Genomic DNA, 20,849 nt, shown 5'->3' with positions numbered 1-20,849 from the left:
CCGCCGACAATGTCCAGATCAAAGCAAGTTACAGGCCAGATTGATGAAAGCGTCGCAACATGGCGTACTCATCCAGCATCTTCTGCTCCTGACGCTGGGCTTTCTGCTGCTCGCGGCTCGCTTGCTTCTCCAGTAACAGCTCTACCGCCTTGCGCCGCTGCTGGGCCGCCAGCCACTCTTCACGGCGCTGTTCCAGCGCCTGACGCACCTGCAACACCCCTTCGTACTGCTGGGTCGCTGCCTGTTCGAGCTTGTTGATAAAGGCGTGATACTGGGTATTTTGCTGGGGCGAAATCCCCTGCAGGCCGCGATCGGTCCACTGCTGGTGATAGATCTGGCGGTACTGGTTGAGGGCATTTTGCTGATCCATGAACAGCTTGAGATCCTGCTGCGCCTTCACCAGCGCCAGCGCACACTGCTGCTCCGCCTCCACCAGTCGATCGGCCAACAATACCAACCCTTTACTCATCGTCGACCTCTCTGTTACCGACCATCATCAGCGCATCAATGGCATCGCCACCATCTGCAAGGCTTGCAGGCCATCATCGTAGTGAATAACCTCGCGCATCCCCTGCTGCAAGAACTGATCCAGATAGGGTTTTTGAATGATGGCGCGGTCAATGCGCGGATCGGCCCCCTGACTGTAGGCGCCGATGGTGATGAGATCCCGGTTCTGCTGATAGAGGGAGTAGAACTGCTTGAGGGTGCGCGCCAGATCCATATGTTCCGGCGAGGTCACCATGGGCATGACCCGGCTGATGGACTTCTCGATATCGATAGCCGGATAGTGACCCGCATCGGCCAGCTCGCGCGACAGCACTATGTGGCCATCGAGGATCGCCCGCGCCGCATCGGCAATGGGATCTTGCAGGTCATCCCCCTCGGTCAGGACGGTGAAGAAGGCGGTGATGGAGCCCTGGCCGTCACTGCCGTTGCCCGCCCGCTCCACCAGCGCCGGTAATTTGGCAAATACCGACGGTGGATAACCCTTGGTTGCAGGCGGCTCGCCCACCGCCAGCGCTATTTCACGCTGGGCCTGGGCATAACGGGTGAGGGAGTCCATCAAGAGCAACACATTAAGCCCCTGATCGCGGAAATACTCGGCAATGGCCAGCGCCGTTTCACACCCCTTGAGCCGCATCAGCGGCGAGGCGTCGGCGGGAGCCGCCACCACCACGGAGCGGGCTCGCCCCTCCTCTCCCAGAATGTCTTCGATAAACTCTTTCACCTCCCGACCCCGTTCACCGATGAGGCCGACCACTACCACATCCGCCACCGAGCCGCGGGTCATCATGCCCAGCAGCACCGATTTACCGACACCGGAACCGGCAAACAGCCCCATCCGCTGGCCCTGACCGACCGTCAGCACGGCGTTGATGGCGCGTACCCCCACGTCCATCGGCTGATGGATCGGGCGGCGAGAGAGCGGGTTGATGCGGTGCTGGGCAAACTGCACGGTCTGGGAGGAGAGAATGGGGCCGAGCCCATCGAGTGGCTGACCAATGCCGTCGATGACCCGACCGAGAAGATTCATACCGACCGGAATACCATGCTCTTCAGTGATGGGCACCACCCGGGCACCGGGGATCACCCCCTTGAGCTGCTCGCTCGGCATCAGATAGAGGCGATCGCCAGAAAAACCGACCACTTCAGCCTCCAGCGTCCCATCCAGGGTATCGATGCGACAGAGGGCACCGATGGCGGCACGGCAGCCGATGGCTTCGAGGGTCAGCCCCACCACCCGGGTCAATTTGCCGGCAACCGGCGGTTTGGGGGCGCTGTCGCGAACCTTGTACCCTTGCAACCGGTTCAGTAGCGAGCCGCTCATCTGGCCTCCTGAGAGCTAAAAAGTGCAGCCGGACGGCAACGTCCGGCATCGGTTATGGGCGTGAGTCCTGCGAAGCCGGTTTCTGTGACGCATTGTCCCGCAAGAAGTTGCGCAGCAACTGATCGATGCGCCCGGAGAGGGTCAGATCGATGCTGGAGAGCTCGGTCGCCAGTTGCAGATCGCCGGGGGAGAGGGTGGGATCGCTCTGCAATCGCCAATGGCGCTTGGCACACTCTTCGGCGCCAAATGCCTGCTCGATTCGCGCGATATCGTCGGGGTGGAGCATCAGAGTTACCCCCTGTTCGGCGGCGGGCAGCAAGGCCAGCCCCTCTTTAAGCGCCTCCAGCAGAATGCGGGGGGAGGTCTCCGCTTCGTGACGAATAAGCGCGCGGGCCAGTTGCATCACCAGCGAGACCAACTGCTGCTCCACCGCCTGATCCAGCTCGTTAAGCGGATTGGCAAGGCGGGCGGCGAGCCCCTGCCAGTGGGCAATCTCCTGCTCCACCAGCTCGCGGCCCATGGCCAGCCCCTCCTCGCGCCCCTGTTCGAGACCGGCAGAGTGGCCCTGTTGCAATCCTTCCAGCTTGCCCTCTTCCATCCCCTTGGCATAACCGGACTCGCGCCCCTCAGCCATCCCCTCTTCCCAAGCGGCCTGACGGATCGCGTCAAGCTCTTCGGCGGTGATGCTGGGGGTCGGCTCCTGTTCGGGCTCCGGCTCCACCACCTCCTCTTCCTGCTGATACCAGTCAGGGGCCAGGCCAAGAGCATTGGTAGGCGCTCCCGCCTCTACCTCGACCTCCATCTCGGGCCAGCCCCAGGTCTCTACCCGGGCATCATCGCCCTCAGGGCGCACATAACCACGCAGTTTGTTATTCATGCTTTGCGCGGCTCCTCACCACTGCCTGATGCGGGCTTGGCATCGCGGTTCTGTTTATGGGCCATGGCTTAGAGGAACTCCTCGCCGCCACCGGCGCCCAGCATGATTTCGCCTGCATCCGCCAGACGACGGGCGATGGAGAGGATCTCTTTCTGGGCCGCTTCCACTTCGGAGACCCGGATCGGCCCCATGGCCTCCAGATCGTCCGCCAGCATTTCGGCCGCCCGTTTGGACATGTTCTTGAAGATCTTCTCGCGCATCTGATCGTCGGAGCCCTTGAGGGCACGTTGCAGCAGATCCCCCGGCACTTCCCGCAGCATGGTCTGGATGCCGCGATCGTCCACATCGATGAGGTTCTCGAACACGAACATCAAATCCTGGATCTGCTGACTCATCTCTTCGTCCGACTCGCGGATGGAGTCCATCAACTGGCCTTCGATATTGGTATCCAGATAGTTCATGATGTTGGCGGCAGCCTTCAGGCCGCCCATCTTGGCTGCCTGGGCACCGGCCGCACCAGCGAACTGTTTCTCCATGATGTCGTTCAACTCTTGCAGTGCCGCCGGTTGTACCTCTTCGAGGTTGGCGATACGCATTACCAGATCGAGGCGCACCTGCTCCGGGAACTGGCTCAGGATCTCGGCGGACTGCTCCGGCTCCAGATAGGAGAGCACGATAGTCTGGATCTGCGGGTGTTCATTCTGGATGATGCTGGCTACCTGACGGGCATCCATCCACTTGAGCGAATCGAGGCCGCGGGCGCCGGAACCGAGAATGATCTGGTCCACCAGGTTGCTCGCCTTGTCCTCGCCAAGGGCCGCCACCAACGCCTTGCGCACGAAGTCTTCGCTGCCGATACCGATGTTGGTGTACTTCTGGATATCGTCGATGAATTGACGGTGCACCGCCGCCACCCGATCGTGACTGAAGTCAGACATGGAGGCCATCGACATACCGAGCCGCTGCACCTGCTTGGGCTCGAGATGACGGAAGATCTGGGCGGCATCCTCTTCATTGAGGCTCAGCATCAGCACCGCAGCCATCTCCATCCCCGACATCTGGTCGAGGATCTGGCGCTGACTGTCGGTGATGTCATTGCCGGTGACTTGACTCTTCTTTTCTTCAGGCATCTTTGTTCGTTACCCATTCTTTAATGACCTGAGCGGCCAGATCCGGCTCGTTCGCCACCAGCGCACGTACCGCCTTGAGCAAGTCTTCGTCACGGTGCAGATCCGGCAGTTTCAGCTGGCCATCGCGTACACCAAATACCTGATCGTTCTCGACTTGTGCTGACAGCAGGCTCAACTCGTCGTCGCCACCCAGTACGGTGTGGTTGTCGAAATCCACTTCCCCTTCCGGTTTGGCATCCGGATAGAGCAGTCGCTTGAGCATGGGGCGAACCACGGTGACGATCAAGACGATGATCACCAGTACCGAGGCGGCAATCCGCACCGCACGCCAGAACCAGGGCTGATCGTAGAGCGGCACCTCGGCCACGGTATCAAGCTCTGGGCGATTGAACGGAATCGCGACCACCTCAAGGGTATCACCACGGGTCACATCAAAGCCAAGGCCACCGCTCAGCAAACGGCGCAATGTATCGAGTTCTGCCTGGGTGCGCGCCTCACGGGTCACAGCCCCGTCGGCACCGGCTACCGCTTTGTAATCCACGGCAACCGAGACGGTCATGCGGCGAATGCCTCCCATCTGGCGACGGGTATGGCTGACGGTGGTATCCAGTTCGAAGTTGCGGGTTGCCTCTTTGCGGGAACGGCCAGAAGCAGCAGCGCTGGCACCATCACCACCGGTCGCCTCCTCGGGAATATTGGAGGCGGCAGGGGGCTGGTTGGAGAGGGCGCCGGGCACACCACCGTTGCTGCCGCTGGCGCTGTTCTCTTCCATGGTCATCTCGGAGCGCACAGCAGGCAAGTCAGGGTTGTAAGTCTTGCGGGTCTGCTCCTGCTGGGAGAAGTCGAGGGAGAGATCCACTTCCGCCGTATAGTTGTCGGCCCCCAGCACCGGGATCAGGATGGCGTCAATTTTTTGTTTGTACTCCAGCTCCTGCTTCTGCTGCATGGCAAACTCTTTGCGAGTCTGGGCCGAGATCGGGTCTTGCGAGCCGGAGTTGAGCAGACGGCCATTCTGGTCAGTGACGGTGACGCGGGTCGGCTCAAGGCCATGTACGGCGGAGGCCACCATATCGACGATGGAGTCCACCTCCCCCTGCCCCAGCGCCGCCCCTTTCAGGTTGAGCACCACTGTGGCACTGGGTTTGCGTTCGTTGCGGGCAAACACGTTGTCTTTCGGGATAGCCAGCAGCACCTGGGCCTTGGCCACATTCTGGAACTGCTCGATGGCGCTCGCCAGCTGGCGCTCGCGGCTCAGCTTCAGACGTTCACTCTCCATCCGCTGGCTGACGCCGAAACTGGAATCTTTGAGCAGGATATCTTCACCACCGATGCTGCTATCGGTGGCATTGGCAAGACCGGCACGGGTCAGGGCCAGTTGGATAGTAGGGTAGCTTTCGGCGTTGACCAGCACGCTCTTGCCATCCACCTCGTAGGGGATCTTCTGCTGATCGAGGAAGTCGAGAGTCTTCACCAGCTCCTGGGTGGTGTAGGTGCCGAGGGGACGCATATCCGGCTCCTTGCCCCACAGCAGGATAAACACCGCAATGGCCAGACAGATGGCAAGCCCCAGGATCAGGGTGATTTGCCGCAGCACATCGGTGTTGGACAGGAAGCCCAGCGCCGAACTCTTCTGCTCATTTTCATCGAGGGCGGCGGTGCCCTCATCGTTTATCAGCAGATCGCCGTTTTGGTCAGTAGCCACGATTTATGTCCTTATTGCTGACATGTTCATGATGTTCAGTCGTCATGGTTTATTGGGGTCGCTTATACCGGCATGTTCATGATGGTCTTGTAGGCATCGACCATCTTGTTGCGCACCTGTACCGTGGCTTCAAAGGCGATGGACGATTTTTGGCCCGCGATCATCACCTCGGCCAGATCCACCGACTTGTCGCCCATATCGAAACGGGTACGCAGATCATTGGCGGCCCCTTGCAGCTCGTTGACGTTGCCAAGCGCCTGTTGCAGCAGCTGACCAAAGTCGGAGGTTACCTGACGACCGGGTTGTGCCAGCGGCGTTGCGCCTGCTTCGATCTTGAGCGCCTGCATCTCTTGCATCAGGCTGCTTGCACTAATTTCCATTTTCCATCCCCAGACAAATCATTGACGCTGGCATGCAATAAGCAATTAGAGTGCCAATGCGTTAAAAACGCGACGAGGATGAGTGGCCAGACCAGGCCGGACGGGTTCGACAACGGCAGGTGGCTCTGATTAAATCCGACTCTGACGCCCACTTTTGCTGGCTGGCAAGGAGTCCGCTCTGGATTATCGCAAACCCGTGTTCAAGGCGATGGACTACATCAGCCACCATCTGGATGACAATCCGGGCCTGGATGAGGTCGCAGCGGCGGCAGCCATCTCCACCTTCCACTTCCACCGTATTTTCAAGACGATGGTCGGCGAGACCATTGCCGGATTTACCCGGCGCCTGCGTATGGAGCGCGCTGCCCGTCGCTTGCTCGCCTCCCCCCAGAGCGATATCACCACCCTCGCACTGGCCGCCGGGTTCTCCAGCTCCCAGAATTTCGCCAAGGCCTTTCGCCTGCACTTCGCCATGAGCCCTTCGGAATACCGCCAGCAGCAGGGGGGAAACTGGAAAAGCAAGATTGGAAACGATCCCCTTCCCTTTGACACCTATGATGGCCTGGTCATGCACCCGGTCACCGAACACCCGGGTCTGTTGCAGGGGGCAAGCGTCAGGCAGATGCCCGCTAGGCGCGTGGCGTACATGCGCCGCCTGGGTCCCTATGGCAAAGAGACCTGCGAGCAAGCTCATCGGGATTTGCTCGCGCTGTTCGCCTCAGACGAGGCGATGACACCGGCGGGTACCCTGAGTCTCTATTGGGATATCCCCGATATCACCGATGAGACCCGTTGCCGTACTGACGTCTGCATCGAGCTGGGGCCAGAGATCCCCGCTGGGCGCCAGTTAACCACCCAGACCATCGCCGCGGGCCCCTATGCGGTTTGTCAGTTTATCGCTCGCGGCGATCAACTGGTTGCCTGCTGGGAAACGGCGTTTCGCTGGGTAGTGGGCCAAGGGCTGAACTGCGACGATCGCCCGTGTTACGAGCAATACCACGCAGGCACGGACCCCGACCGGGAGCATTACGTGTTTGATATCTGTATCCCGCTGATCAACCGATAAGCCGATACCTCATTTCCATTTACCCACTTCGGTGCCTTCGGGCACCGAAGCGACGGAGTCATGCCCATGAATATCAAAACGCTGTTTCTAGCCAGCCTGCTGGTAACGCTTCCCGCTGCCGCCAATGCCCAGTCACAGAGCCAGACGCTGATCTTTGGCGGCACCATCTACAGTGGTGATCCGGCGAACCCTCACCCGGAAGCGGTCGGCATTGAAGGTAAAAAGATCGTGGCAGTCGGCAGCTATCAGGAGGTCAGCGCCCGCCTCGGCAACCATGCCAAGCGTCTTGATCTGAAAGGAAAGTACCTGATGCCAGGGCTCATCGACAGCCATGTTCATGCGGCATTTGCCGGTTTTCAGGGGATGACAGTTAACTTTCCCGATGCCATGAGTGAGGTTGAGCAGGTGCAGCAATTTCTGACCCGCAGCAAAGATGATCCCCGCCTGACACTGGGCGATGTAGAGCTATACAGCAATGTCTCCCTCGACTACTGGCATCAGCTTCCCCTGCTCGATCAGGTGTTCAATGGCCCGCAATACCGGCAGATCCCGGTAGTACTGGCCGGTTCGGATGCCCACACCGGTTGGGCCAATCAGGCCATGCTGCGCAAGGCTGGCATTGATGCCGACACCCTTGCCGGTCGTTATGCTCCGCTGAAAGGCAATTTTGGCCTCACCCCATCCGGCAAGCTCAATGGCTTTGCCTCGGAAGGCGGCTGGGATGCCATCCTCAAGGCGCTGCCCCCCGTCAGCGACGAGACGATTGCCAGTGCTATCATGACCGCCGCCAAACAGCTCAATCAGGTGGGCATTACCGCCTGGATGGACCCTATCAGCAACATTCGCCCCCTCGCCCCCATCTTCAACGCCGAGCCGGATCGCCGCGATACCGGCCTGCTGCCGGCGTACAGCATGCTCTCCCGGGAAGGAAAGCTGACCGGACATGTATCCGCACTGGCACTGGTGGGGATACATGCATCACCCGCCATCATTGATGACGTATTGGCGCTGCAACAGCAGTTTCAAGATGCCCCGGACGTTAAACTGGTGGGGATAAAGATCCTGCAAGATGGTGTCATCGAGTATCCATCCCAGACCGCCAAGTTGAGCGAGCCCTACCTCAACCGTCCCGGTTACAGCGGCAAGGACGATCTGGACAAACAACGTTTCAACGAGCTGATCCGCACCGCGGATGCCCATCAACTTATCGCTCACTTTCATGCCATCGGCGATCGGGCCGTCCGTGAATCCCTCGATGCCATCGCCTATGCCCGGGCCCACAATCAGGATCACCGCCTGCTGCACAGCATCACCCATCTGGAGGTGGTGAGCCCGGCCAGTATTGCCCGTTTCAAACCGCTCAATGTGGCCGCATCGATGCAACTGTTATGGGCCGGGAAAAACGTGGCGACCACCCTGCTGCTTGAAGGAAAAGTGCCCCCGGCACTGCTAGCCCGCCTTTATCCGGCAGGCAGCTTGCTGCAAAGCGGCGCCATTATCGCCGGTGCCAGTGACTGGCCGGTCTCCAGCCCCAACCCTTTCCTCGCCATGTATACCGCGATCACTCGTCAAGGGGAGCTTGGCTTGCTGCCCCCCGCCAGCGAGCAGATCAGCCGTCAGGCCATCTTGCAGGCCTATACCCTCAACGCCGCCAAGGTAATTGGACGGGAGAAAGAGATTGGCTCCATCAGCGCGGGCAAGAGTGCTGACCTGATCTTGCTGGATCGCAATCTGGAACAGGTAGCAAGCGAAGAGCTCAAGGAGACCAAGGTGCTCTGGACCATGTTCAAGGGCAAGCAGATCTATTCAGCCCACTGACACCGAGAGAACAAACAGGCCCGTACTGCGGGCCTGTTGGCAAGATCACGACAAGCGCATGACGTGCAGTGAGCAACCGATAACGGCGGGATTAGCGGCTCGTTTCAGTCAAGTCCTTGTCAATCCAGTATTTGGAGCCGGATATATTGGCATCGAGCAGCAGGCCCTTCTCGCCAATCTGGTAGATGGCCATGCCGCCGTTGTATTTGGCGGTCAGTTCGGCGCTCTCCTTGCCGGCCACCACGCCCACTTCGGAGGTGGCCTCCCAACCCTGGGTCACGAAGGCATCAAATCTGGCCTTGTCTTCAAACAGGATCACCTGCTGATAGAACTTGCCACCAATCCCGGCCGCCAGACCTGCGCCAAACATCTTCATATAGGTGTGCTTGCCGGTTTTGCGATTGACTGCTACCCCGGCCCCCTGATTGGTATGCAGCATCAGGGAGAACTTGCGCGAATCGAACACTGCATAGCCATAAGCCTTGTCAAACAACAACTTGGCTGATGGCTGCTCGTTGAACAACCGGATCAGCGCAGTGTCGGCCATGGTATTGAGCGCGATCCTCGCCTCTTTCGCCGTCTTGGGGTTGAGCATCTCGTTGAGCTCCTTGTCGGCCGCCTTCAGCCACTCCTTGCCGGTCGCAATGCTCTTGTCGGTCCAGACCCCGGCGGTATTGAAGGCATCCTCCCCCCAGGCCGAGATGGAAGCCCAGCTCTTTTTGGAAAAATCGCTGACATCCTGCCACACCTCCTTGCTGGTCTCGCTCACTGCCGCTCCCAGATCGGACGCTGCGGCCTTGAGCTTGGCCCAGTCGGCATAACAGGGTGAGAAGGCCAGACTCAGTGACAAGGCCAGCAACCAGTTACGCTTGTTCATTTTTTCACTCCCGTATTGTCGAGTGTCTGGGTTACCTGGTGCGATCACCTACAACGGGCTACCCGCTGAAAATCACTCCCGCATTATCGGAAGGGGAATCCGGTTAAGCAATCATTGAGTCCTGTTTATACCGCAACAGCCCGACAGCAGTTAACAAAAAGGCTGCTCATCAAAGAGGAGCAGCCTTGTTAAGCACAGTAAAACCGGACGGGCTTATTCGACCATCATCACCTTGCAGGTGTTGGTACTGCCCACGGTTTCCATCTTGTCACCGTGAGTCAGCAGCACCATGTCACCGCTCTGCAACAGCCCCTTCTCCTTGAGCACGGCCAGCGCGTCGCGGCACACTTCGTAGACCGGTTTGGTCTCGTCACCGTCAAACATCACCGGAGTGACGCCACGGTAGAGGTTGGTCCAGGCCAGGGTCTTGTTGTGGGGAGACATGGCGAAGATCGGCAGACCGGAGCTGATACGGGACATCAGCAGCGGCGTGGTGCCGGACTCGGTCAACGCCACGATCGCCTTCACCCCTTCCAGGTGGTTGGCCGCGTACATGGTGGACATGGCCACCGCCTCTTCTACCGAGGTGAAGGTGTAGCTCATGCGGTGGTTGGAGACGTTCAGGCTCGGGTGCTTCTCGGCACCGACACAGACGCTCGCCATGGAGGTCACTGTCTCGATGGGGAACTGACCGGCAGCAGTCTCGGCGGAGAGCATCACCGCATCGGTACCATCCAGCACCGCGTTGGCCACGTCCATAACTTCTGCACGAGTCGGCAGCGGCGCATTGATCATCGACTCCATCATCTGGGTAGCGGTGATCACCACACGGTTCAAACGACGGGAGTGGCGGATCAGCTTCTTCTGTACGCCAACCAGCTCGGGGTCACCGATCTCGACACCCAGATCGCCACGGGCGACCATCACAGCATCGGAACCGAGGATGATGTCTTCCATCGCCTCATCGGTGGCGACGGTTTCGGCGCGCTCAACCTTGGCCACGATCTTGGCATTGGAACCGGCTTCGCGGGCCAGCTCGCGGGCATAGCGCAGATCATCGCCACAGCGCGGGAAGGAGACAGCCAGATAGTCCACATTCATGCGGGCAGCAGTCTTAATGTCTTCCTTGTCTTTCTCGGTCAGGGCCGGAGCGGAGAGACCGCCCCCTTTCTTGTTGATGCCCTTGTTGTTGGAGAGCGGCCCGGCCACGGTCACCGTGGTGTGAATGCGGGTGCCTTCAACCTGCTCGACCTTCAGTTGCACACGGCCATCGTCCAGCAGCAGGATGTCGCCCTGTACCACATCGTCTGGCAGGCTCTTGTAGTCGATACCGACCTGCTCCTGACAACCTTCACCCTTGCCGAGCGCCGCGTCGAGAATGAACTTGTCACCGATGGCCAGATAGATTTTGCCATCCTTGAAAGTGGAAACACGGATTTTCGGGCCTTGCAGATCCCCCATGATGGCGACGTGACGACCGAGCTTGGCAGCAATGTCACGCACCTGATTGGCGCGCAGGATATGGTCTTCAGCAGTGCCGTGAGAGAAGTTCATCCGCACCATGTCAGCCCCGGCGCGGATGATCCCTTCGAGGATCCCTTCGCGGTCGGTAGCCGGACCGAGTGTGGTTACAATCTTTGTACGTCTAGGCATGAAAGACTCCAATATGAAGTTGATATGACTTGAGATTCTGCCCCATCAAGCCCATGGCTCGATGCACCCGTTTGCAAACCATCTGGGTGGTTTTTGTTATTAAATTACAATACTACACCAAGGCGGGTGGCATAGACAGTCGGGGGCCGGAGCCCCCGACGGTTCAGGAAGAGTGCGGGGTTTCGAAGCGGGATTCGCGCAATCCCTCTTTCACTTTCTTCAGATTTTCGCGAAATTTCATCCCCCGGCGCAGAGTAAAACCGGTCGCCAGCACATCCACCAGCGCCAGCTGGGCGATGCGGGATGCCATCGGCATATAGACATCGGTATCTTCCGGCACATCCATGGAGAGCACCAGATTGCACTCGCGGGCCAGCGGGGAGTCCTTGGCGGTCATGCCGATCACGGTGGCGTCGTTCTCGCGGGCCAGCGCGGCGATTTCGACCAGCGCCTTGGTGCGACCGGTGTGGGAGATCAGCACCACTACATCCCCTTCGCTGCTGTTGATGCAGCTCATGCGCATCATGACGATATCGTCAAAGCTCACTACCGGAATGTTGAAGCGAAAGAATTTGTTCTGGGCATCGCGGGCAACGGCGGAGGAGGCGCCAAGGCCGAAGAAGCTGATCTTCTTGGACTGGGTCAGGATATCGACGCAGCGGTTGATGGCAGAGATATCCAGGCTGTTTTTGGCGGCATCCAGACAGGCCATGGTGGATTCGAAGATCTTGGCGGTATAGGTATCCGGCCCATCTTCCGCTTCCACATGACGATTGACGTAAGGGGTGCCATTGGCCAGGCTCTGGGCCAGATGGAGTTTGAAATCAGGAAAGCCCTTGGTATCGAGACGGCGGCAAAAGCGGTTGACGGTCGGTTCACTGACGTCGGCCATCTTGGCCAGAGCGGCGATGCTGGAGTGGATGGCGGTCTGGGGAGACGCCAGGATCACCTCGGCAACCTTGCGTTCTGATTTACTGAAACTTTCCAAGTTGTTCGTAATTTTATCAAGGGTATTCATCATCACCACCAGGCGTTTTTGTAATTTAGCTTCAGTGTCTTTGCACTCAATCTACGGCTAAGCAAGTTTCCATTCAAGCTAAGGACTATACAAGACAAGCGGTTATCGCAACTAACGCCTGCCATACAAAGTATGACTCATCTCTAATTATTTCGTACTTTTCGTTACAAAACGTCACCTTGCCATGAAAGCGCTTACAAATGTTGCAAAGCAACAACACTGTGAGCAGGCGCACGTTTGTATCGATCCGGCGGGTGAGTGAGCACGAGCTCGGATAGAATGGGCCGTCATAATCCAAAAATAATCTCGGGACACCAGAGTCGTCCCCATCCTGTAACGAAGGAGTTGTTATGCAGCATACCCATGCGCTGGTCGGCGATGTCGGCGGCACCAATGCGCGTCTGGCCTTGTGTGAGCTGGCCACCGGTACTATCTCTCAGGCAAAGACCTACTCAGGTCTGGCCCATCCCAGCCTTGAAGCCGTGGTACGCCTCTATCTGGAGGAACAAAAGGTTCAGGTGGCTGAAGCCTGCATCGCCATCGCCTGCCCCATCAACGGTGACTGGGTTGCCATGACCAACCACAGCTGGGAGTTCTCCATCAGCGAGATGCAGAGCAATCTCGGGCTGGCACGCCTGCAAGTGATCAACGACTTTACTGCGGTCTCGATGGCGGTACCGGTATTAGCTGAATCGGATCGCATCCAGCTGGGCGGCGCCGCGCCGGTAGCGGGCAAGCCCATCGCCATCTATGGTGCGGGCACCGGCCTTGGGGTCGCCCATCTGGTCAAGGCGGGTGAGCAGTGGCTGAGCCTGCCGGGTGAAGGTGGTCATGTGGATTTTGCTGCCAACACCGAAGAGGAAGATGCAGTGCTGCAGGTGATGCGAGGCGAATTGGGCCATGTCTCGGCAGAGCGTTTCCTCTCCGGCCCGGGCTTGGTCAATCTCTATCGCGGGCTGGTGAAATCCGATGGCCGTGAGCCAGAGCCGCTTGCCCCCAAAGACATTACCGAGCGCGCACTGGCCGGGGAGTGCCTCGATTGCCGTCGCACCCTGAGCCTGTTCTGCGTGCTGATGGGCCGCTTTGCCGGCAATCTGGCCCTCAATATGGGCACCTTTGGCGGCGTCTATATCGCAGGTGGCATAGTGCCGCGCTTCCAGGAGTTCTTTACCGGTTCCGGTTTCCGGGTCGCCTTTGAAGACAAGGGGCGCTTCAAGTCCTACCTCAAGGAGATCCCGGTGTTTCTGATCACCCATGAAGGGCCGGGGCTACTCGGTGCGGGCGCTTACTTGCGCCAGTCAATGGGGATCACTATCTGATTGAAGAGGGGAACGAGGCGGGATCATCCATGGTTCAGCCTCGATTCAGTGTGAATGGCATAAAGTAGCCGCACGTAACCAAGAGTGTTGTGCTTCACAAGGAGTGGAAAGCGACTCTCATCCGCTGGATACGTTTGTCACCTGACAAGCCTGAACTGTTTCAACCGGCCTTTTGGCCGGTTTTTTTTATGTCTGATATCCGGGATTACTGGGCCAGCGCCTTCAGCTGCGCCTTGTCGGGAGGATTGTTCCAGTCGATGGGACCGTGGGTAAAACGGTACTGCAACCGTGGCAGGCTGGTCTCCAGCCACTCTTCCCGAAAATAGGCATAACCCAGATCCCAATCCGGATCATTGGCCCAACCGCTCTGCAGGAAGTAGAGGCGAGTGCCCTGCCCTTCCGGCACAAAGCGCAGGCAAACCTGGGTCTTTTGCTGGCGGATATGGGGTAGGCTGGGCGGGAAATTCCAGCTGAAACTGAGCAGGTCATAGGGCATGACGGCCATGACCCGACACCCTTCGCTGCCACGTTCACCCAGCGGGGCATCAGGCCTGAAGTAGATCTCGAAAGGACCATTCGGTTCGGCCACCATCAAACATTCGGGAGCCAGAAAACTGCGCAGACCGCTTTCGGTAGTCCAGGCGTGCCAGACATCGTCTATGTGCGCCGGAACAAAAATGTTGCCTTCAATCAGTTTATTGTCCATAAATCAGCGATCCTCAAGCCATCCATACAAGGGACTCCGGCAGTATAGCCCCATGGCAAATACAATGGACAGTGCTTAATCACACCCTTGTCATTTGCATCGATTAACCTGCCGCTGTGCAGCTGCCTCAATGAACATTGGCTTGATCCGGGAGGACATCATGATCCGGCTCATGGAAGAACACGACATTCCCCAACTGGCCCGGCTGTTTTTAAAGAGCCGCCGCCACACCTTTCACTGGGTCGATCCCGCCCGTTTCCAACTCGAGGATTTCGAGGAACAGACCAAAGGTGAACGGGTGTGGGTAGCCGAACAGGGGGGCAATATCTGCGGCTTTATCGCCATCTGGCAGCCCGATCACTTCGTCCATCACCTCTATGTGTCAAGCGACTGGCACGGTCAGGGGATAGGACGCGCCCTGCTGGAGCGGGGCCTCGCTGATTCGCCGCACGGCTCGCTCAAGGTTGCGACCCGCAACACGGCGGCAGTAGCCTTCTACCATCGGCTGGGCTGGCAAAACAGTGATGAGACAGGCCACTGCGAGGTCACCGGCCCCTGGTGCAAGTTGCTTAGAAGCTAGCGGGACGCCCGGCAACTACGCTTTGTGGTTGAACAGGCACCAGCGGTGCCGGGGGGAAGAACCAGCGGTAGAGATCGAACCAGCCATCTCGCTGGGCAATCACAACCTCATGCACCGGATCGCGCTGGAAGATCGCCACCTTGTTTTCGGTCAGCGGCACCCAGGCATAGTTGACCAGCGCATATTGCGACTGGATCAGGTTGTACTCATTGAGATAGGAGTCATCGTTACCCGATTCGTGCAGTTGGGTACGACTGTCGATGAGGTAGACAAGCTGGTTGAAGAAGGTCAGTTGAAAACCGGTCACCCGCCACTTCTCCCTGGTCGCCTCCTCCTCTTCGATCACGGTGATTTTGCCCCAGCGGCACACCCCGTGATAGTTAACTCCATTGGCCGACATTTTCAGGTCGTAATGGCAGCCCAGACTGTTGATAAACATCCCGACCACAAACAGCAGCACGACAAGCAGTGGCAACAGCAGCAAGGTATTTTTCAGCGTTCGTTTCATCAGAGATCCCTTACAGCGTTTTTTCGAGCTCTTTATAGGAAAGCACGCGAACCTGGTGGCCGGAGACCAGCACCAGCGATGCCGGTTTGACTGGTGGCACATCGCTCCGTGCCTCCATCTGGCAAACAACGCCGGTCGGCGAGTCGGTGCAGTGCACATGGAGCCACTCGAAATGGAGATAGCTGGCGACAAACGCCACCAGCACAGCCAGTAGCAGATTGACGTATATCAGGCCCCTTGCCAGCATTGGCCGCCCGATACCGCTGAGAAAGGCAAGTTTGGCGCGCTCACCAAAAGTACGGGGAGCAGCAGGCTCTTTGATGACCTCGTGGTCGGAGCTTGGTGATGTCGACGGTGGCTGCGCAGCCGCTGCAGGCGTGGGCTCGCTCATCGGCTCGGGCAAGGGCTCACTCTCTGTTGGCAGTGCCTTGCCGAAATAGCTCTTCATCTTGCAGTTAAGATGCAGGGAGTACCCTTTTTTCGGGGTACTTCTGATATCCAGCGTCTGGGGGGATGAGGCGAAGTGGCGGCGAATATTGGCGATGGCCACGTTCAGGGAGTTGGGGCTGATGGGGCGACCCAACCAGCCGATATCAAGCAACAGATCCTTGTCGCACACCTCGTCATGGTGATCGAGCAGATAGCTGAAAATGAGGCTCTCTGCGGATGACAAGCGCACCACCCGGGCGCTTTGCAAGTTGTCCTTGTCGGCACAGAAGATCAGCTCTCGCCTTTTGACATCAAAGACATAATCACCGAAGTGATAGGCTGATATGTTATTGCCTGGCGCAACCCCCGTCATACCAACCACCTGTTATTTGCATTCATCATGAAGAAGATGGGATTCCACACCTGATAAAGCCAGATGGCGGCTCAGGACTCGCTGTAATTAAACGAAATTCTAAAGGGTCGAGATCAGCGGCACAATAGATGCAGGCAGGCATGAGCGGGGAAAATGAAAATATGCGTCCAGCGCTGTCGGACTGCGTATCGGGCAGAGCATGATGCTGCGAGTTTCGCCTATCACGATCACGCCAATCTCAGCTGAACAGTGACATGGGCATGACGAAAAGCGCTGCAGGACAAGGCCCTTGCCCCTCACGACATCTCGCCGCGTCTCAAAATAATGGGAACCGGCCTGCCCCGCAGGATGATCCAACGGGGCGAAGTGAACTGACTAGACCCGAAACTGCTTGAGCAGGGTGTCGAGCTGGGCCGACAGCTGCCGCAGATCACTGCTGGCCTCGGCAACCTGTGCCACTCTGGCTGCACTCTCGCTGTTGAGCGTCGCAATCCGGTTGACACTGTGGCTGACCGCCTCCGCCACCGAGTGTTGTTCTTCCGATGCCTGGGCGATATACATGTTCATCTCGCGGATCAGGCTGACCTGATTTTTAATCTTCTCCACCGATGTCTGCACATCTGCCGCCTCGATGCCAGCGCGGGATGCCTTATCCTGACTCTGTTGCATGCCGGCACCGACATTCTGGGTCGCTTGCTGCAACCGCTTGATACTGGCGCTGATCTCCTCCGTCGACTGGCGAGTACGGCCCGACAAGGTGCGCACCTCATCCGCCACCACCGCAAAACCGCGCCCCTGATCCCCCGCCCGCGCCGCCTCGATGGCCGCGTTGAGGGCAAGCAAATTGGTCTGCTCGGCAATGCCGTTGATCACCTCGATGATGGTGCCAATGCTGCTGCTCTCGGTCGAAAGGGTGCGCATCAGGGTGGCGACTCGCTCCACCTCCCCCACCAGTTGATGGATGGCCTCATTGGCATGGCCCGCCAGATTGTAACCCTGCTCCACATAGAGGTTGGCCTCATCGGTAGCGCCAGAGGTTTTCACCGCATTGCCAGCCACTTCCTGCACAGCCTGACTCATCTCAGTGATGGCGGTAGCGACCTGATCCAGCTCGGATTGCTGGGCGTCACTGCCTACCCGGGTATCTGCCGAAAGGGAGTCACAGAGTTCGGCGGTTTGCAACACACCGGCAGAGAGCTCGTTGATCTCCGCCACCATCTCCTGCAACTTGGCAATAAAGTGGTTGATGTTGGTGGCCAGCGCGCCCATCTCATCCTGACGGCTGATCTTCAGACGCCGGGTCAGATCCCCCTCTCCTTTGGCCAGATCAAACACCGCCTGATTCATCTGATGGAGCGGCCTGAGCACATTGCGATGAATCAGCACCATCAGCAGCGCGATGATGCAGAGATCGAGCACAAGGATCTGCCAGACGGTGGTGATCAACTGCTGCCGCAGTTGGGCCTGAATGGCAGCATCACTGGTTTCGACCAGCAATCTGGCCACGGTATTTTTCTGGCCGCTGTCGTCGTAGACCAGATCATACCCCCCATAGGCCGCCGTATCGGCGGGTATGGCCGTTACAGGGGAAATAGTGCCCGCGGCATCGCGGGCAAACCCGGCCACCAGCTTCTCCTTGTTGACCACCAGCAGTGTGCTGAGCATATCGGCCGCCAGCTCGGATTTGAGCGATGCCTCGATAAAGGCCGACTCATAATTCCACAAAGGGCCAGGCAAGGAGAGCTGCAGTCGCTTGATCGCCTGCTCGACCAGCTGAGCCTGTTTGCTGTAGCTCTCTTCCCTCACCGAGCTGTAGTTATAACCACCAAACAGTACCAATAGCAGACTCACCGAGAGGGAAGTCAGTACGGCAATCCTGAACTTCAGACTTTTCCAATCCATGACTTCCTCCCGGTATTAACGGCAGCAGGAACAGTACAACTTACTGGTACTTGGCATTGATCTTGTCGATGGTGCCATCCGCCTTCATGGCAGCGAGGATCTCATTGAGCTTGGTGATGAGCTCATCGGGCGTATCCTTGTTAAACGCCAAGCTCATCTGGGTTTCCTTGAACACGAAGACCGGCTTGGGTGAGGCCACCTTCTCCTTGCTGGCCAGATAGGGCGCCAGATACTGGCCGGTAGCCCAGAGATCGATGCGACCTGCCTCCAGTTTCTTCACGTTGGCGGTGTCGTTGGCCGCCAGCTGCAACTTGGCAAATCCCTGGGCTTTGAGATATTCGGCGGCCGCATCGCCGTTATAGCCACCCACCGAATACTGCTTGGCATCTTCCAGTGACTTGACCGTGATATTGGCGGTCGAGCTGGAGAAAAACACCCAGTTGTTATTGACCAGCGGCCCTACCCACTTGAACAGTGCTTCCCGCTCCGGAGTGCGGGTCGTGGAGTAGAGGGCGGTATTGGGGGTGCCGAGGGTATCTTCGTACGCCCGCTTCCAGGGCATCAGGGTCAGCTTGTATTCGACCCCGGCACGCTTGAACAGCTCTTCGACCACCTCGGTCGACAGCCCGACAATCTTGCCCCCCTCTCCCTGCATGTTGAATGGCGGGTAATCCTCGGTCATCACATTCAGTGGCGCAGCCTGAACTGCGCTTATTGCCATCATGGAAGAGACTGAAAAAATTGCACTTTTCCACAGCTGTTGATAGTTCATTGCAACCTCGCTTTGCTTGCCATTCATCCCTGAACATCCGCCGTTACCGATGGCGGTGCACGTCTGACCCGCTGGGGTCATGCCGGCTTTCACGGCTCGCCGCCCACCCATGTGCAGCAGCAAACAGATCCGGATTTTGCCTGTGCGCAACGAAACGCAACCGGCGAGGGAGGCTCACAACAAATCGAGGTGGAAACATGCCAGTGCAGCATAAGGGGAGTGCGGAGTGGGGCGGATAAGCCTCTGCCATACAACAGCGCCGTGGCAAAGAAAAAGCGCATCGTTTTATGACAGGGGTCTGGGAGAGAAATGATAGAAAACGCCAACATCCATTTTCCCATACTGCTCGAGGAGACCTCAGAGCCAAACCTGTCCTTTAGCTAAGGTCACGAAAAGAGATACGTCAAATGAGAATGCTAACCCCCTCATCTGCTTCCAAATTAGATTCCAGATGAGCTCCGTCGAGCCACAAAGTGGCGCGAGATACCCGAAAATGAGAAGGCCACCGCGAGGTGGCCTTCTCCAAATCAACAATGAACGTCTGGTGAAACTCAGTCCTTGGCCGCGTCCATCACACCCTCTTCGGAGTGCGCAGGCAAGATCAAGTTGAGCAGGATGGCGGCAACGGAGGCCAGGCCAACACCGGCCAGCGCGAAGTCGCCAATCTTCATCTCCAGCGCGCCGACACCGACGGTCAGAGTCACGGCAACGATGGCGATATTGCGTGACAGCCCCAGATCCACCTTGGATTCCACCAGCGTCTTGAGACCGATGGCAGCGATGGATCCGAACAGCAGCAGCATGATACCGCCCATCACCGGCATCGGGATGGAGGTAAGCAGCGCATTGAACTTGCCGAAGAAGGCCAGAATGATGGCAAACACCGCAGCCCAGGTCATGGTGACCGGATTGAAGTTGCGAGTGATCATCACGGCACCGGTCACTTCGGCGTAGGTGGTCACGGGTGGGCCACCGATGAAACCGGCGAAGCAGACGCCGATACCGTCACCGGCCAGCGTACGGTGCAAACCCGGATCCTTGGTGTAATCCTTGCCAGTCACGCCACCAATCGCCAACACGCCACCGATATGCTCGATACAGGGGGCGATGGCTACCGGCAACATGAACAACGCAGCAGCCCAGTTGATCTCCGGGGTTTCGAAGTGGGGCAGCGCCAGCCAGGGGGCGTTCACCATACCATCGAAACTCACCTGGCCCATGAATACCGCCGAGACATAACCAGCAATCACGCCGCACAGGATGGGGATCAGCTTGATCCACCCCTTGCAGAACACAGCTGCAATCAGGGTGACTGCCAGCGAGATACCAGCCAGCGTCAGCGCAGTCCCCGCTGGTACTACCTGCTCACTACCAGCACGGCCCATCGCCATGTTGCAGGCAACCTGCGCCACAGAAAGACCGATCACCATGATCACCGGGCCAATCACCACCGGGGGTAGCAATTTGTGCACAAACCCCATCCCTTTTGCCCGGATCAGCGCAGCCAGAATGAAATACATGAAACCGGCGGCAAACAGGCCAAACATGGTGGATGGCAATCCCCAGGTCTGGGTGGCGTAGATGATGGGAGCGATGAAGGCAAAGCTGGAACCGAGGAAAATCGGGACCTGGCGGCGGGTGCAGAACTGGAACAACAGGGTGCCCACACCGGCGCCAAGCAGGGCCATGGAGGGGTTCAGTCCGGTGAGCAGGGGCACCAGAACCATGGCACCGAAGGCGACAAACAGGATTTGCAGCCCGGCGACACTTTGCTTGACTAAGGAAAACATGGATGTCCTTAATTTTTTGATAACTGATGGGGATATTTATCACTTTTCAGTCATCACAAGACTTTTCCAAGGCACAAAATGAACACAAATGCATCACTTGTTACCTTTTACTGCTTGGGAA

18 protein-coding genes and 1 pseudogene are annotated in these 20,849 nt (G+C 58.2%); 4 read left to right on the top strand and 15 right to left on the bottom strand.

Features of this window, described 5'->3' with window-relative positions; all coding sequences use genetic code 11:
• Positions 1–28 precede the first annotated feature (28 nt).
• The 6 genes from fliJ to fliE form a co-directional block, all read right to left on the bottom strand.
• Positions 29–469 (bottom strand): flagellar export protein FliJ, encoded by a 441-nt coding sequence (gene fliJ, locus ACB035_RS00425; protein ID WP_005334746.1) that lies wholly within the window; start codon positions 467–469, stop codon positions 29–31.
• A gap of 27 nt (positions 470–496) precedes the next feature.
• Entirely contained in the window at positions 497–1,828 is a 1,332-nt protein-coding gene (gene fliI / locus ACB035_RS00420; RefSeq protein WP_042054465.1) for a flagellar protein export ATPase FliI, read from the bottom strand.
• Between the two features lie 52 nt (positions 1,829–1,880).
• Complete coding sequence (fliH, locus tag ACB035_RS00415; protein WP_258721747.1) at positions 1,881–2,705, bottom strand: flagellar assembly protein FliH; 825 nt, start codon at positions 2,703–2,705, stop codon at positions 1,881–1,883.
• A 68-nt stretch (positions 2,706–2,773) separates the two neighbouring features.
• A complete protein-coding gene (fliG, locus tag ACB035_RS00410; RefSeq protein ID WP_005334749.1) occupies positions 2,774–3,835 on the bottom strand; it encodes a flagellar motor switch protein FliG in 1,062 nt (353 codons plus the stop codon).
• Positions 3,828–5,537: a flagellar basal-body MS-ring/collar protein FliF gene (gene fliF, locus ACB035_RS00405; RefSeq protein ID WP_371166414.1), complete on the bottom strand. Its 1,710-nt coding sequence runs from the start codon at positions 5,535–5,537 to the stop codon at positions 3,828–3,830. The genes fliG and fliF overlap by 8 nt, the downstream gene beginning before the upstream one ends.
• A gap of 62 nt (positions 5,538–5,599) precedes the next feature.
• Positions 5,600–5,917 carry a flagellar hook-basal body complex protein FliE gene (gene fliE, locus ACB035_RS00400; RefSeq protein ID WP_005362062.1) on the bottom strand — a complete coding sequence of 106 codons (318 nt, stop codon included), beginning with the start codon at positions 5,915–5,917 and terminating at the stop codon, positions 5,600–5,602.
• 154 nt (positions 5,918–6,071) lie between these two features.
• Between fliE and ACB035_RS00395 the strand changes: the two genes are divergently transcribed.
• Positions 6,072–6,983, top strand: a complete 912-nt coding sequence (locus ACB035_RS00395) for a GyrI-like domain-containing protein (protein ID WP_005362065.1) — start codon at positions 6,072–6,074, stop codon at positions 6,981–6,983.
• A gap of 66 nt (positions 6,984–7,049) precedes the next feature.
• Positions 7,050–8,801: an amidohydrolase gene (locus ACB035_RS00390; protein WP_371166413.1), complete on the top strand. Its 1,752-nt coding sequence runs from the start codon at positions 7,050–7,052 to the stop codon at positions 8,799–8,801.
• A 91-nt stretch (positions 8,802–8,892) separates the two neighbouring features.
• On the opposite strand, the gene ACB035_RS00385 is transcribed toward ACB035_RS00390, so the two are convergent.
• The 3 genes from ACB035_RS00385 to ACB035_RS00375 all read right to left on the bottom strand — a co-directional run bounded on the left by ACB035_RS00385 (position 8,893) and on the right by ACB035_RS00375 (position 12,352).
• Positions 8,893–9,678, bottom strand: a complete 786-nt coding sequence (locus ACB035_RS00385) for a hypothetical protein (RefSeq protein ID WP_005353696.1) — start codon at positions 9,676–9,678, stop codon at positions 8,893–8,895.
• 213 nt (positions 9,679–9,891) lie between these two features.
• Positions 9,892–11,331 carry a pyruvate kinase gene (gene pyk / locus ACB035_RS00380; protein ID WP_005362071.1) on the bottom strand — a complete coding sequence of 480 codons (1,440 nt, stop codon included), beginning with the start codon at positions 11,329–11,331 and terminating at the stop codon, positions 9,892–9,894.
• A gap of 163 nt (positions 11,332–11,494) precedes the next feature.
• Positions 11,495–12,352 (bottom strand): MurR/RpiR family transcriptional regulator, encoded by an 858-nt coding sequence (locus tag ACB035_RS00375; RefSeq protein WP_005347620.1) that lies wholly within the window; start codon positions 12,350–12,352, stop codon positions 11,495–11,497.
• A 344-nt stretch (positions 12,353–12,696) separates the two neighbouring features.
• Between ACB035_RS00375 and glk the strand changes: the two are divergent.
• A pseudogene (gene glk / locus ACB035_RS00370) lies at positions 12,697–13,668 on the top strand (glucokinase); the annotation flags it as partial.
• A 205-nt stretch (positions 13,669–13,873) separates the two neighbouring features.
• On the opposite strand, the gene ACB035_RS00365 reads toward glk, so the two are convergent.
• Positions 13,874–14,374, bottom strand: a complete 501-nt coding sequence (locus ACB035_RS00365) for an SRPBCC domain-containing protein (protein WP_158109531.1) — start codon at positions 14,372–14,374, stop codon at positions 13,874–13,876.
• A gap of 160 nt (positions 14,375–14,534) precedes the next feature.
• Between ACB035_RS00365 and ACB035_RS00360 the strand changes: the two genes are divergently transcribed.
• A complete protein-coding gene (locus ACB035_RS00360) occupies positions 14,535–14,954 on the top strand; it encodes a GNAT family N-acetyltransferase (RefSeq protein ID WP_005353700.1) in 420 nt (139 codons plus the stop codon).
• Here ACB035_RS00360 and ACB035_RS00355 read toward each other — a convergent pair.
• From ACB035_RS00355 to ACB035_RS00335, 5 genes are all read right to left on the bottom strand, one after another.
• Complete coding sequence (locus ACB035_RS00355) at positions 14,944–15,462, bottom strand: hypothetical protein (RefSeq protein WP_236375430.1); 519 nt, start codon at positions 15,460–15,462, stop codon at positions 14,944–14,946. The two genes, ACB035_RS00360 and ACB035_RS00355, sit on opposite strands and share 11 nt — an antisense overlap.
• Positions 15,463–15,472: 10 nt before the next feature.
• Positions 15,473–16,264, bottom strand: a complete 792-nt coding sequence (locus tag ACB035_RS00350; RefSeq protein WP_371166412.1) for a transcriptional regulator — start codon at positions 16,262–16,264, stop codon at positions 15,473–15,475.
• 375 nt (positions 16,265–16,639) lie between these two features.
• Positions 16,640–18,166: a methyl-accepting chemotaxis protein gene (locus ACB035_RS00345; protein ID WP_371166411.1), complete on the bottom strand. Its 1,527-nt coding sequence runs from the start codon at positions 18,164–18,166 to the stop codon at positions 16,640–16,642.
• A gap of 40 nt (positions 18,167–18,206) precedes the next feature.
• Complete coding sequence (locus ACB035_RS00340; RefSeq protein WP_371166410.1) at positions 18,207–18,938, bottom strand: substrate-binding periplasmic protein; 732 nt, start codon at positions 18,936–18,938, stop codon at positions 18,207–18,209.
• A gap of 551 nt (positions 18,939–19,489) precedes the next feature.
• Positions 19,490–20,728, bottom strand: a complete 1,239-nt coding sequence (locus ACB035_RS00335) for a uracil-xanthine permease family protein (protein WP_371166409.1) — start codon at positions 20,726–20,728, stop codon at positions 19,490–19,492.
• Positions 20,729–20,849: the final 121 nt, after the last annotated feature.

Origin of the sequence: Aeromonas sp. S12(2024), assembly GCF_041402305.1 — a bacterium.
In the GTDB taxonomy this organism is placed as follows: domain Bacteria; phylum Pseudomonadota; class Gammaproteobacteria; order Enterobacterales; family Aeromonadaceae; genus Aeromonas; species Aeromonas veronii.
The sequence above is the reverse complement of the archived record's forward strand: the minus strand, read 5'-3'. Positions and strand labels throughout refer to the sequence as shown.

Bases quoted from the DNA above. Each gene is read 5' to 3' on its own strand.
- fliI (WP_042054465.1), bottom strand. From the start codon at position 1,828: ATGAGCGGCTCGCTACTGAACCGGTTGCAAGGGTACAAGGTTCGCGAC.
- ACB035_RS00360 (WP_005353700.1), top strand. From the start codon at position 14,535: ATGATCCGGCTCATGGAAGAACACGACATTCCCCAACTGGCCCGGCTG.
- ACB035_RS00390 (WP_371166413.1), top strand. From the start codon at position 7,050: ATGAATATCAAAACGCTGTTTCTAGCCAGCCTGCTGGTAACGCTTCCC.
- ACB035_RS00355 (WP_236375430.1), bottom strand. From the start codon at position 15,462: ATGAAACGAACGCTGAAAAATACCTTGCTGCTGTTGCCACTGCTTGTC.
- ACB035_RS00350 (WP_371166412.1), bottom strand. From the start codon at position 16,264: ATGACGGGGGTTGCGCCAGGCAATAACATATCAGCCTATCACTTCGGT.
- ACB035_RS00335 (WP_371166409.1), bottom strand. From the start codon at position 20,728: ATGTTTTCCTTAGTCAAGCAAAGTGTCGCCGGGCTGCAAATCCTGTTT.
- ACB035_RS00375 (WP_005347620.1), bottom strand. From the start codon at position 12,352: ATGATGAATACCCTTGATAAAATTACGAACAACTTGGAAAGTTTCAGT.
- pyk (WP_005362071.1), bottom strand. From the start codon at position 11,331: ATGCCTAGACGTACAAAGATTGTAACCACACTCGGTCCGGCTACCGAC.
- fliE (WP_005362062.1), bottom strand. From the start codon at position 5,917: ATGGAAATTAGTGCAAGCAGCCTGATGCAAGAGATGCAGGCGCTCAAG.
- ACB035_RS00340 (WP_371166410.1), bottom strand. From the start codon at position 18,938: ATGAACTATCAACAGCTGTGGAAAAGTGCAATTTTTTCAGTCTCTTCC.
- ACB035_RS00385 (WP_005353696.1), bottom strand. From the start codon at position 9,678: ATGAACAAGCGTAACTGGTTGCTGGCCTTGTCACTGAGTCTGGCCTTC.
- fliJ (WP_005334746.1), bottom strand. From the start codon at position 469: ATGAGTAAAGGGTTGGTATTGTTGGCCGATCGACTGGTGGAGGCGGAG.
- fliH (WP_258721747.1), bottom strand. From the start codon at position 2,705: ATGAATAACAAACTGCGTGGTTATGTGCGCCCTGAGGGCGATGATGCC.
- ACB035_RS00365 (WP_158109531.1), bottom strand. From the start codon at position 14,374: ATGGACAATAAACTGATTGAAGGCAACATTTTTGTTCCGGCGCACATA.
- fliG (WP_005334749.1), bottom strand. From the start codon at position 3,835: ATGCCTGAAGAAAAGAAGAGTCAAGTCACCGGCAATGACATCACCGAC.
- ACB035_RS00345 (WP_371166411.1), bottom strand. From the start codon at position 18,166: ATGGATTGGAAAAGTCTGAAGTTCAGGATTGCCGTACTGACTTCCCTC.